Source organism: Chryseomicrobium imtechense, assembly GCF_041475995.1.
GTDB lineage: Bacteria > Bacillota > Bacilli > Bacillales_A > Planococcaceae > Chryseomicrobium > Chryseomicrobium aureum.
Genome location: NZ_JBGOBM010000011.1, coordinates 64,970 through 76,151 on the forward strand (window position 1 = coordinate 64,970; position 11,182 = coordinate 76,151).

The 11,182-nt window shown below is 43.1% G+C and carries 12 protein-coding genes and 3 tRNA genes; 5 read left to right on the top strand and 10 right to left on the bottom strand.

The window, feature by feature from the left end:
- Positions 1-25: 25 nt before the first annotated feature.
- Positions 26-1,570, bottom strand: coding sequence for a carbon-nitrogen hydrolase family protein (locus AB5N96_RS10870; protein ID WP_204588799.1), 1,545 nt, complete (start codon positions 1,568-1,570; stop codon positions 26-28).
- Between the two features lie 129 nt (positions 1,571-1,699).
- Here AB5N96_RS10870 and AB5N96_RS10875 point away from each other — a divergent pair, with 129 nt between their 5' ends.
- The 3 genes from AB5N96_RS10875 to AB5N96_RS10885 are packed head-to-tail and all read left to right on the top strand — an operon-like array spanning position 1,700 to position 3,466.
- Positions 1,700-2,131, top strand: a complete 432-nt coding sequence (locus AB5N96_RS10875; protein ID WP_204588798.1) for a disulfide oxidoreductase — start codon at positions 1,700-1,702, stop codon at positions 2,129-2,131.
- Entirely contained in the window at positions 2,128-2,598 is a 471-nt protein-coding gene (locus AB5N96_RS10880) for a thioredoxin family protein (protein ID WP_204588797.1), read from the top strand. Before AB5N96_RS10875 ends, AB5N96_RS10880 begins: the two co-directional genes overlap by 4 nt.
- A gap of 19 nt (positions 2,599-2,617) precedes the next feature.
- Positions 2,618-3,466, top strand: a complete 849-nt coding sequence (locus AB5N96_RS10885) for an RluA family pseudouridine synthase (RefSeq protein ID WP_499705507.1) — start codon at positions 2,618-2,620, stop codon at positions 3,464-3,466.
- Positions 3,467-3,506: 40 nt separating this feature from the next.
- Here the strand turns inward: AB5N96_RS10885 and AB5N96_RS10890 are convergent, their stop codons facing one another.
- The 4 genes from AB5N96_RS10890 to queG form a co-directional block, all read right to left on the bottom strand.
- Positions 3,507-4,295, bottom strand: a complete 789-nt coding sequence (locus AB5N96_RS10890) for an aldo/keto reductase (RefSeq protein ID WP_239584767.1) — start codon at positions 4,293-4,295, stop codon at positions 3,507-3,509.
- A 53-nt stretch (positions 4,296-4,348) separates the two neighbouring features.
- Entirely contained in the window at positions 4,349-4,528 is a 180-nt protein-coding gene (locus AB5N96_RS10895) for a hypothetical protein (protein WP_204588794.1), read from the bottom strand.
- Positions 4,529-4,801: 273 nt separating this feature from the next.
- Entirely contained in the window at positions 4,802-5,275 is a 474-nt protein-coding gene (gene trmL, locus AB5N96_RS10900; protein ID WP_499705508.1) for a tRNA (uridine(34)/cytosine(34)/5-carboxymethylaminomethyluridine(34)-2'-O)-methyltransferase TrmL, read from the bottom strand.
- Positions 5,275-6,408: a tRNA epoxyqueuosine(34) reductase QueG gene (queG, locus tag AB5N96_RS10905; RefSeq protein ID WP_499705509.1), complete on the bottom strand. Its 1,134-nt coding sequence runs from the start codon at positions 6,406-6,408 to the stop codon at positions 5,275-5,277. Before queG ends, trmL begins: the two co-directional genes overlap by 1 nt.
- 48 nt (positions 6,409-6,456) lie before the next feature.
- Between queG and AB5N96_RS10910 the strand changes: the two genes are divergently transcribed.
- The gene (locus AB5N96_RS10910; protein WP_204588791.1) at positions 6,457-7,146 is read left to right on the top strand and encodes a B3/B4 domain-containing protein; all 690 of its coding nucleotides are present in this window, start codon (positions 6,457-6,459) and stop codon (positions 7,144-7,146) included.
- Positions 7,147-7,662, top strand: coding sequence for a hypothetical protein (locus tag AB5N96_RS10915; protein ID WP_204588790.1), 516 nt, complete (start codon positions 7,147-7,149; stop codon positions 7,660-7,662).
- A gap of 193 nt (positions 7,663-7,855) precedes the next feature.
- Here AB5N96_RS10915 and proS read toward each other — a convergent pair whose 3' ends face one another.
- From proS to AB5N96_RS10940, 5 genes are all read right to left on the bottom strand, one after another.
- The gene (gene proS / locus AB5N96_RS10920; RefSeq protein ID WP_499705510.1) at positions 7,856-9,292 is read right to left on the bottom strand and encodes a proline--tRNA ligase; all 1,437 of its coding nucleotides are present in this window, start codon (positions 9,290-9,292) and stop codon (positions 7,856-7,858) included.
- Between the two features lie 298 nt (positions 9,293-9,590).
- A complete protein-coding gene (locus AB5N96_RS10925) occupies positions 9,591-10,772 on the bottom strand; it encodes an MFS transporter (protein ID WP_204588788.1) in 1,182 nt (393 codons plus the stop codon).
- 86 nt (positions 10,773-10,858) lie between these two features.
- A tRNA-Leu gene (locus AB5N96_RS10930) sits at positions 10,859-10,942 on the bottom strand.
- 6 nt (positions 10,943-10,948) lie between these two features.
- Positions 10,949-11,022: transfer RNA gene (locus AB5N96_RS10935), tRNA-Cys, on the bottom strand.
- Between the two features lie 7 nt (positions 11,023-11,029).
- Positions 11,030-11,104 (bottom strand) — tRNA-Gly (locus tag AB5N96_RS10940).
- Positions 11,105-11,182: the final 78 nt, after the last annotated feature.

Below are 11,182 nucleotides of genomic sequence, written 5' to 3' on the forward strand. Positions count from 1 at the left end.
AAAAAGACTGGTCACTGACCAGTCTTTAGCTCTTTTTGTATTCTACTGAATAGACGTCATGGCGACGATCTTTTAATTGTTTAACTGTCCCGTCTTGGCGCTGTCGACGTAAAATTTCTAAATCAACATCTCCAATCAACACCATCTCTACATTCGCTTCTGTCTCTCCAACAATTCCATCACGCGCAAATTCAAAGTCAGATGGTGCATAGATAGCGGATTGTGCGTACTGGATATCCATATTTTCCGTCTGTGGAAGATTTCCAATGGTCCCGGAAATAACGGTGTAAATCTGGTTTTCCACTGCGCGAGCTTGTGCACAATATTTCACGCGCAAGTAGCCTTGGCGGTCCTCTGTACAGAACGGTGTGAAAATAATGTTCGCGCCCATGTCTGTTGCAATACGGGCAAGCTCTGGGAACTCGATGTCATAACAAATCTGGATAGCGATTTTCCCGCAATCTGTATCAAATACACGAACTGAGTCTCCTGCACTGATTCCCCACCATTTGCGTTCATTTGGTGTGATGTGAATTTTGTATTGTTTATCAATCGACCCGTCCCGGTGGAACAGGTACGCGATGTTGTAGATTTCATCGTCTTCTTCTTTAACAAAGTGTGACCCTGCAATGATATTGATATTGTATCGAACCGATAAATCACTGAACAATTCCATGTACTGTGGTGTATATTCCGTCAATCTTCGAACCGCTTGAGATGGAGATGGCTCTTCTAGGAAGGACATAAGTTGCGTCGTGAAAATTTCCGGGAACACAACAAAGTCAGATTGTGCGTCTGAAGCTACATCGACAAAATACTCGACTTGGTTTGCGAATTCTTCAAATGAGTTGATTTTGCGCATCATGTACTGTACTACACAAATCCGCACGGGGTAACTCGTTCTGAAATGGCGCTTTGACAGTGGAATGTAATCGACATTGTTCCATTCCATCAGTGTCGCGAATTTCCCAGAAGCTTTGTCGTCCGGCAGATAGTTTGGATTGATCCGCATTAATGTGAAGCCATTCATCAGCTGGAATGTTAACACGGGATCATAAATTTTGTGACGCGATACACTAGTCACATACTCACGCGGTGACATCTCTTCTGAGTATTTATGGTAGTTCGGGATACGACCACCGATAATAATCGACTTTAGATTGTATTGGCGCGCTATATCCTTGCGTCCTTCATATAAACGTTGCCCTACTTTCATCCGACGGTATTCAGGGTGCACCATAACTTCGATGCCGTATAAGTTGTAGCCATCTGGATTGTGATTCGTAATGTACCCACCATCTGTTACATCAGACCACGAGTGCCGATCATCGTACTCATCAAAGTTGATAATCAAGCTTGAACAGGACCCGATTACTTTGCCATCAAGTTCTGCCACTAATTGGCCATCTGGGAAAACGGTCAAGTGACTGCGCAAATGTTCCACTTTCCATGGTTCCATACCTGGAAATGACAGTCGTTGCATTTCCAAAATAGAGTCTATATCTGCAAATGTCATCGGACGGATGATCATATGTTTTTCAAATTGAGTTGAATCAAATTCTTCTTTCATAACTATCCCTCCTTGAACACGTTATCCCTCATTATACCGTGAGATTGGAGAGGTTGAAAATAATTTACTTGATTGCACGTATTGTCTATACTTGAAAAGAAACTGAACTTCTGAAAGGATTCCTTGCCTATGAACAAAAAGTCGGAAAATGCCTTACTTGGTATTTTTGGTTTGGCGCTGATTGCAACTCTTGGTTCCCTTTATTTCTCTGAAATCCGAGGGTATGAACCATGTGAACTGTGCTGGTACCAGCGAATTATTATGTATCCAATCGTCGTGATTTCCGGAATCGCCATTTACCAGAAAAACGCACGAATTGCACTTACAACACTTGTATTTTCAGGAATCGGTGTTTTGACTAGCGGATATCACTATGCCATTCAAAAAATCGATTTCTTCGGGGAGCGCGCACCGGAGTGTGGGCTAGTTTCGTGCACAGGCGAATACATCAATTATTTAGGGTTCATTACAATTCCATTTTTAGCTCTTGTAGCGTTTAGTGGGATTGCAGTGATGAGTATCTATCTTTTAAAAACCATCATGGAGGAAAAAACAGCATGAAGAAATTATTACTTTTCGGAGGCGTAATTGTTGCAGCATTTGTTGCAATCATAGTCTTAACAAATATTCAAAACCAAGATAAACTAGCAAATAACCCGTACGATACAGACAATCTTTCACAGTCGACGATTGATTTGATTGATGACGAGAATTATCAAAATATCATCTTACCGAATGAACTAACAGAAAAACTTGAGAATGGTGAAACCGCGACAGTTTACTTCTTCAGCCCGGAATGTAGTTTCTGTAAAGAGATGACGCCAGTCTTAATGCCACTTGCAGAGCAAGAGGATGTAGAAATTCTTCAATATAATATTTTAGAATATCCTGAAGCTGGTGCAGAGTACGGCATCAATTCAACCCCTACTTTGATTCATTTTGAAGAAGGCGTAGAAGAAATGCGTGCAGTCGGTGGAATGCCAGAAGCCGACATCCAACGCTTTTTTGACGAAGTTGTAAAAAACTAATGTCTGTAAGGAGTTTGTTATGAAATTTTCAGTAAAAGTAAAAAGTCCAGCAGCGATTACAATTGAAGAACTTGTGAAAGACAATTGGCAGCTTGGCAAAAAGACTGTCCATTCCCTTCGGATGCAAAAGGCTTTTCAAACACCGGAAGGAATCGCACTGGACTGGAGCAAACCTCTAGAAGTGGGGCAATTGTTTCAAATCACCTTTGAAGACGAAGGTTCGTCCTACTTCCCGAGTCCTAAAATACCGGTTCAACCCTTTTATGAAGATGATCATTTCTTGATTGTTGGAAAACCAGCTGGGTTGAAAACGCATCCGAATGAACCAACGGAAACGCAAACATTGATGAATGGTGTGTTCCACTATTTAGATGCGAAAGGTCATAGTTACGCTGAGCATGTTCACCGTCTTGACGAAGGAACAAGTGGCTTAGTATTGATTGCGAAACATCCGATTGCGAAAAACCTTTTGGATAAGATGCTTGAGAAAAAGCAAATTGTGCGGACGTACGAAGCTATTGTTGAAGGTTCTGTTAAAAAAGATCAAGGAACGATTAAGACAGCGATTGCAGCAGACCGTCATCATCCATCACGTCGGCGCGTGTCTCAAACAGGTCAAACTGCCATCACGCACTATCAAGTCGTGGGACGCAATCCTCAAATGACAAAAGTACATGTGTTGCTAGAGACAGGTCGCACTCACCAAATTCGAGTGCATATGGCGCACCTTGGTCATCCCATTGTCGGCGACACATTATACGGTGCCAAAGCGATCAAGGCCGAACATTATGCGCTGCAAGCTTTTCGTATTCAGTTCCGCCATCCGATCACAGGCGAGCTCGTAAACTTAGAAATTCCAAGATCGTAAAAAACGCTGTTCCCGCAAAAGGGAACGGCGTTTTCTTAGGTTAAAAATCAAAATGAAAATTGTCCGGATCTTTTCCGACACGCTCGTTGCGATTTAAGGCATCGATTATACGCATATCTTCTGCTGATAATTCAAAATCATACACATCCGCATTTTCTTCGATTCGGTGCGGCTTTACAGACTTAGGAATGACAATAAGGTCCCCTTGTAAATGCCAGCGAATGATAATTTGTGCAGTCGACTTGCCATGCTTCTCAGCAAGACGCACAAGACTCGGTTCTTCTAACAGTCGCCCGCGTGAAAGTGGAGACCAGCTTGTGACGGCGATGTTGTGCTCTGCGCAAAACTCACGAAGCTCAAATTGTGCAAGACGTGGATGGCATTCTACTTGATTGACCATTGGCGGAACGTTTGCCGAAGCCATGATTTTTTCTAAGTGATGGGCATGGTGGTTAGAAACGCCTGTCGCACGCAACAGTTTTTCATCGTATAAGCGTTCAATTGCTCGGTACGTCTCAACAAATGTCTCTTCCACTGGCCAGTGAGTCAAGTACAAATCTAAATAGTCCATATCTAAAAGCTTAAGTGATTTTTCAAAAGCTCGTAATGTTTGGTCGTACCCTTGATCGGTGTTCCAGACTTTTGTCGTGACAAAAATATCAGAGCGTACAATGCCAGAATGACGTATCGCCTCGCCTACTTCTTGCTCGTTGTCATATAATGACGCTGTATCAATGTGGCGATATCCCGTTTTTAAAGCGTGTGAAATCGCTTGTAGCGCTTCCTTTCGGTCTGTCATTTTATATACGCCAAGTCCAAGACGCGGCATTTCTATTCCATTTTGTAGTGTCTTCGTTGCCTGTAGGGATAAGTTCACTCGTGTCACTCCTCGCGTTTTTGAATCTCTGGTGCTTTATCGTGTTGACTTGGGTCGGCGACGCGCTCATCTTGTGAGAGTTCTCGCTCATCACGTAATTTTTCCATCTGCTTACCGAGCTGCTTAAGCTCATCCATATTCGAAGCCATGGACCCATTCTCTCGTGAAGTGTTCTCTTTCGTCATGTGCTGTCTCCTCCTTTTCTTATCATGTTAGCCCAATTGACGCTTTTTCGCCATAATTAGCCGATTGCTCGGCATTTCTTTTTTAAATAGAATCCTGTATACTTGAAACAGACTATTAAGCTAGGAGGCACAACCCATGAAATTACTTTTAATCCTCGGTGTATGTGTAGCATTCCTTTCTGCAATCTTAACTGCAGGCTATGATGACAAACCAGGTTCAACAACTCAAAAATAATAGAAGAGGACAGTCTCCGTTTTGGAGGCTGTCCTTTTTTAATGGAGTCCAGGATAGTTTTGTTGACGCAACGCCTCATATGCTAAAATGGCAGCGGTATTCGATAAATTGAGTGATCGAATGTTATCATTCATCGGAATACGCAGGGCACGTTCTGGATGCGCTTCTCGGAATTCAACAGGAAGACCGGTTGTCTCACGTCCAAAGATGAAGAAATAGTCTTTATTCAGGTCGCTATAATCAAATTCGGTATGGGGCTTCGAACCGAACTTTGTTAATAAGAAAAACTCTCCTTGGGGATAAGTCGCAATAAAGTCTTCCAGTGACTCGTGGTACGTAATGTCGACATGCTCCCAGTAATCAAGCCCTGCACGTTTCAACATTTTATCATCTGTTGAGAATCCGAGTGGTTTAATCAAATGAAGCTTGACTCCAGTCCCTGCACAAGTACGCGCGATATTCCCGGTATTCGCTGGAATTTGTGGTTGATATAAAACAATATGAATTGCCATTAGTTTTCTCCTTTAGTTAAAGCAAGTTGGATTTCAGAACGCACAGTGGCATCTTCTTCATTTTCAAGGCGCAATTTTAACGCACTCGTTCCCTCGTCTGATTCAAGTTCTCCAAGTGCCCAAGCAGCCGTTCCACGCATCACTGGACGAGGATCTTCATGCAAAATCGAAATGAATTTCGGAATAGCTTCTCGCTCTTTAAAATGCACGAGTGCGATGAGTGCGTTTCGTTGTATCGGGTTCTTCCCTCTCCAAGCACCAGACATGTGCCCGTATGTTTCTTTAAACGTACGATTGGTATGTTCAACAAGTGGTAAGAGTAATGGTTTTACAAGCTCTGGGTCAGGGGTGAAGGCCTGATGGTGCGCTGTATGTTTGCCTTTATTTTTCGGACAAACCGTCTGACACGTATCACAGCCGTAAATCCGATTCCCAATTTTCGCACGGAACTCTTGAGGAATCATCGTCTTGGTCTGCGTGAGAAACGCAATGCAGCGCTGTGCGTTTAATTGGCCTCCTTCAATCAGAGCCCCTGTCGGACAAACGTCCAAACATAAGCGACAATCTCCACATTCATCTTCCATTGGGACAGAAGGCTCGAAGGGAAGCGTTGTGAGCATCTCTCCTAAATAGACATACGAACCGAATTCCGGTGTGATGATGGAACAGTTTTTAGCGCTCCAGCCAATTCCAGCTCTCTCAGCAACAGCTCGGTCTGAAAGTTCCCCTGTGTCCACCATCGACTTCAATTTAGCATCTGGTACATGAATAAGGATGAACGCTTCTAGTTGCGCAAGCTTCTCACGTAGCACCGTATGATAATCCATCCCCCAGGAAGCACGTGCAAAAATACCGCGACGCGCCCCTCTTTTACTTTGTGGAGCGTCTTTCATTTTAGACGGATAGGCGATTGCAATCGAGATGATGGACTGCGCGTGTTCTAGCAACAACTCTGGTTCTGTACGCTTCTCGATATCGGGTTCTTCAAACCCTGAAGCAAACCCCAGCTGTTGTTGAACAAGTAATCGCTGCTTCAAATCTGGAAAAGGTGTTGCTCGCGCAAAGCCGATTTTATCAATCCCAATGGAGTGGGCATAGTGAATCAATTGGGTTTGAAAATCGCGTACATTCACCTGCCTCACCTCCTGTGGTATGATGTCAAATAGAAAGGGTGGTTATATATGCGTGTATCACTTGATTCTCAACTCATCGAACGAGTACCTGAGCTGAAAATCGGACTTATCCATTATACCAAAATTTCTGTAGGCGATTCTCCTCAAATGCTTAAAGGGCGCTTGCAACTATTTCAAGAGCAACTTTTTTTTGAAATTGAGGAGCATGGATTCGAACATTTTCCTACACTTACAAGTTACCGCACCATTTTTAAACAGACAGGTACAAACCCTACCCGTTACCGTCCTTCCGCTGAGGCCCTTTATCGTCGGGTGGCAAAGCAGAATTACATGCTTCCTGTGCATTCAGGCATAGATAGTAACACATTCTTCTCTCTTTATTACGGCATCCCGTTTGGCTTATATGATACGGCTCATCTTGATGGACATCTACATTTTGCCATTGGAGACGAAAGCACATCCTACGAAGCATTAAATGGACGTGAAACCACTCTTACAGGTATTCTAACTTCCCATGATGCAACTGGTCCATTCGGCAGTCCCTATGTCGACTCGGTGCGAACTGCGGTGACGACTCAGACAACAGATGCTTTACATATCGTGTATCTTACACCTGAAACGGCCGATCAACAGGCTGGGAAACTTTTAAATGCTGTTCAGTCCATGTTCACGCAAATTCATGGTGGAGATTGTAAACAACTTCTCTTATCCAAATCCAATCCGGAAGGAACGATTTAAATGACATCTTTTACATTAGCAGATGGTATACGGTTACGAAGCCTTTTAACGAAACAAGTACAAGAACTCGAACAAGAAATGCTGCGTGTTGCATTTACACTTTCTGAAAAAGGCCAAGCTCTACCAGAACAACGACGTTCCGTAGATGATGTCGATAGCGATATTAAAATGATTCGACAAGACATCATGCTTCTTGACCGCTTAATTTATAAAGCAAACCTTGCTACAGCAATAGACTATCAAGGAGAACAAATTCCGTTGGTAGAGGCTATTGAGTATGCGATGCAGCTTCGTGCGCAAGCAAAGCTTTATAAACAGCTTGGTGCATCTCCTAAAGAACAACCGGAGTATGGATACGGAGAAGCGGCAGCCTATATGCGTGTTGCCCGTTTCGACCCAGAAGAATACCGCGAAAAAGCGCTGCAATATGAAAGAAATGCCAATAAAGTTTCAGGTCTTGTCAATGCTAAGAACTATCAAGTAGAACTAGAGTTTGATGCATCTCGTTACGAGTAACCTTCTGACAAGTGAGACTCTTGTCAGAAGCTGATCCGGTCTCAACCAACTACCTGTGAAGCCAACCCATAACCCTTCACTCGTTCCAACGTTCCCCATCTCTTTTGACCAACCAAAAATTAGATGCGTAAGCAAAATCTTAACCGGATCAGAAAACGCCTGCTCGTCCTAGTGACAAGCAGGCGTTTTGCTATTAATACGCGCGACCAAACCACACGCTATGTTTCGCTTCGTTACCACAGTTTATACATGTTTTCTTCTCAGTCGGTGGATCGAAAGGAATATTACGCGTCGTGAATTTCGTCTCTTCTTTGACGTTCTCTTCACATGCGTCTTCTCCACACCAGCCACCAAGAATCCATCCAGGAATCTTTCCTTCTGTTTGTGAAGTTTCGATATGTGCTTTTAACTCATCTAATGTGTCCACATGCGTATGACTATTCTCTTCACGGAAAACAACCGCTTTGTCATAAAGTCGAGTCTGCATCACTGTTAATTCGTTTTCAATCGATGCGACTAGATCGTCAAGAGCGACTGCTGTCTTCTCTTCTGCATCACGTGCTTTCATCAGCGCTTGGCCATTCTCTAAATCACGAGGCCCAAGTTCAACACGAACTGGTACACCTTTTAGTTCCCATTCGTTGAATTTGTATCCAGGAGATTGGTCCGAATCATCTAATTTCACACGAATGCCTTTTGCTTTTAGTTCAGCAAAGATTTTATCCAAGTTCTCCACGATTTCAGGCTTCTTTTTCCAAGGTCCTACTGGAATCAATACGACTTGTGTTGGCGCCATTTTTGGTGGCAATACAAGGCCTTGTTCATCTCCGTGCACCATGATCATGGCACCAATCAAGCGAGTCGATGTTCCCCAAGATGTAGTGTGAACATGCACGTGCTTATTTTCTTTATTCAAATATTTAATATCAAATGCTTCCGCAAATTTTGTCCCGAGATAGTGAGATGTTCCAGCTTGAACAGCCTTTCCGTCTTTCATCATCGCCTCGATTGAGAACGTATCTACTGCACCCGCAAAGCGCTCAGAAGGTGTTTTTTGACCGTCGTATACTGGAATCGCTAGTAAGTCTTCTACTACTTCTTTGTAAACTTGAAGCATTTGCATCGTCTCTTTACGTGCATCCTCTTCATCAACATGAGCAGTGTGTCCTTCTTGCCATAAAAATTCAGATGTACGAATGAAAGGTAACGTCTTTTTCTCCCAGCGGAAAACATTTGCCCATTGATTGATCAGTACAGGGAGGTCTCTATAGCTTTTGATCCAATCTGAATAAAGATGACCAATCATCGTCTCAGACGTCGGACGTAATGCGAGACGTTCTTCTAACTGTTCGCCTGCAGCTTCTGTCACCCATGGTAATTCAGGTGAGAAACCTTCGATATGGTCTTTTTCTTTTTGGAAGAAAGACTCAGGAATCAACATCGGGAAATACGCATTGCGGTGACCTGTCTCTTTAAAACGACGGTCCATCTCCGCTTGTATTCTCTCCCAAAGCTCATAACCATCTGGTTTGAATGCGATACATCCGCGAACAGGTGTATAATCCATTAAATCTGCTTTTTGAATCGTATCGATGTACCACTTTGAAAAATCATTTTGTTGTACTGACATTGTATTACCTCCTTTAATTTTGACAAAATAAAAAGCAGAAAAACACCCAAAAGGGCGCCTTCCTGCTGGATAGACACGGTACCACCTTCATTCGTCACAAGGACGATCTCAAGCGTCTTTATCGGGGACGAACCGGCTGTGTTTGCACAGCATCTCCATGGGAGGTTTCCGCATGCATGGACGGCGCAGCTCTCATCACTCACTGCACTTTCTGAACGTTTACATTACGTACTTGACCACTTCAAAGACTCTTCTATATGAACCTCACTATAGCAAATTCTAATGGTATCTGCAATAGCTAGTAAATTTGCTGATACTCTTTGTCCTTTTTCCCATACACAAAGAAGTAAAGCAAAACAGCACTGAGTGCAACAATGCTTAACACAAAGTACATCTCGGCATACGTTAAAAACCCTAACATGATTCCTAATAAATATGGCCCAAAACCAAGCCCAGCATCCAAGAAAATAAAGAATGTAGATGTAGCCATGCCCATACGATGCATCGGCGTCAGCTTAACTGCGATTGCTTGTGTACAAGATTGCATGTTTCCAAATCCGAAACCAATCAAGCTTGCAGCTATCAAGAACGTAAGGGAGCTTGTAGCTGTACTTAATAGATAAAGACCTAACGCTAATAAAACAAACGCAGGATACATCACATAGTTTGCTCCCTTTCGATCCATTAAACGCCCTGTAAATGGCCTTGAAATAAGAACGGATAGAGCATACACCAAGAAGAAGACACTGGCAGCCTCAATCAAGTCTAAATCAATCGCATAGAAATTCATGAATGATAAAACGCTCGAGAAGCAGAACGCAATAACAAGTGTTACAAATGCTATAGGAACTGCCTTTGGTTCGATAAGACTTCGGATTGAGAATGATGTTTCCTTTTCATCCTTTAAAGCTTTTACTGGAGGTACTTGAACTAATGAAGCAATGACTAAACCAACTACTCCTACAATGAAACAAATCAAAAAAATTACAGGGAAAGTAGTTACGCGTGTCAGCATTAATCCAACAAACGGACCAATTGCTGTAGCTAGGGTTGAACTCATACTAAAATAGCCGATCCCTTCTCCACGTCTTGCAATTGGAATAATAGAAGCTACCATCGTTGCTGCAGCTGTACTTGCAATTCCAAGTGAAATACCATGCAACAGGCGCGTAAGTAATAAAATCGTTATGTCTACCTGTACAAAGTACAACAAAGTGACTGCATTAAACAAAATAAACCCAATAAGTAATGTCTTTTTTCGTCCAATTTCATCAATCTTTCCACCGATGAGCAATCGACCGATCAAGGTTCCTACAATAAAAATTCCAGTAACCAAACCAGCTTGGCTCGTTGTGGCTTTAAACGAATCAACAGCATAAAGACCAATGATCACAACTAATAAGAAAAAAACGAGTGTCAGTAGAAAATTGACACTCGAAATAAGAATAAAGTTTCGCGTCCATAACTTTTGTCGTTCCATTTCTACAACACCTCTTTCAAACTTAACTACCCAAAAACCAAATAAAAAAACTCTACCTGGCAGAGGTAGAGTCGTACTACATAATATACCGGCGGTCGGGGTCGAACCGACACTCCCGTGAAGGAACTGGATTTTGAGTCCAGCGCGTCTGCCAATTCCGCCACACCGGCGCTATATGGAGGCGGCAACCGGATTTGAACCGGTGATAAAGGTGTTGCAGACCTGTGCCTTACCACTTGGCTATGCCGCCAATTTTTTGGAGCGGAAGACGAGGTTCGAACTCGCGACCCCCACCTTGGCAAGGTGGTGTTCTACCACTGAACTACTTCCGCAAAATGGCTGGGGTACTAGGATTCGAACCTAGGCATGACGGAATCAAAATCCGTTGCCTTACCGCTTGGCTATACCCC

Bases quoted from the DNA above. Each gene is read 5' to 3' on its own strand.
- AB5N96_RS10890 (WP_239584767.1), bottom strand. From the start codon at position 4,295: ATGCCGCGTCTTGGACTTGGCGTATATAAAATGACAGACCGAAAGGAA.
- AB5N96_RS10895 (WP_204588794.1), bottom strand. From the start codon at position 4,528: ATGACGAAAGAGAACACTTCACGAGAGAATGGGTCCATGGCTTCGAAT.
- trmL (WP_499705508.1), bottom strand. From the start codon at position 5,275: ATGGCAATTCATATTGTTTTATATCAACCACAAATTCCAGCGAATACC.
- AB5N96_RS10870 (WP_204588799.1), bottom strand. From the start codon at position 1,570: ATGAAAGAAGAATTTGATTCAACTCAATTTGAAAAACATATGATCATC.
- AB5N96_RS10925 (WP_204588788.1), bottom strand. From the start codon at position 10,772: ATGGAACGACAAAAGTTATGGACGCGAAACTTTATTCTTATTTCGAGT.
- AB5N96_RS10915 (WP_204588790.1), top strand. From the start codon at position 7,147: ATGACATCTTTTACATTAGCAGATGGTATACGGTTACGAAGCCTTTTA.
- AB5N96_RS10910 (WP_204588791.1), top strand. From the start codon at position 6,457: ATGCGTGTATCACTTGATTCTCAACTCATCGAACGAGTACCTGAGCTG.
- AB5N96_RS10875 (WP_204588798.1), top strand. From the start codon at position 1,700: ATGAACAAAAAGTCGGAAAATGCCTTACTTGGTATTTTTGGTTTGGCG.
- AB5N96_RS10885 (WP_499705507.1), top strand. From the start codon at position 2,618: ATGAAATTTTCAGTAAAAGTAAAAAGTCCAGCAGCGATTACAATTGAA.
- proS (WP_499705510.1), bottom strand. From the start codon at position 9,292: ATGTCAGTACAACAAAATGATTTTTCAAAGTGGTACATCGATACGATT.
- AB5N96_RS10880 (WP_204588797.1), top strand. From the start codon at position 2,128: ATGAAGAAATTATTACTTTTCGGAGGCGTAATTGTTGCAGCATTTGTT.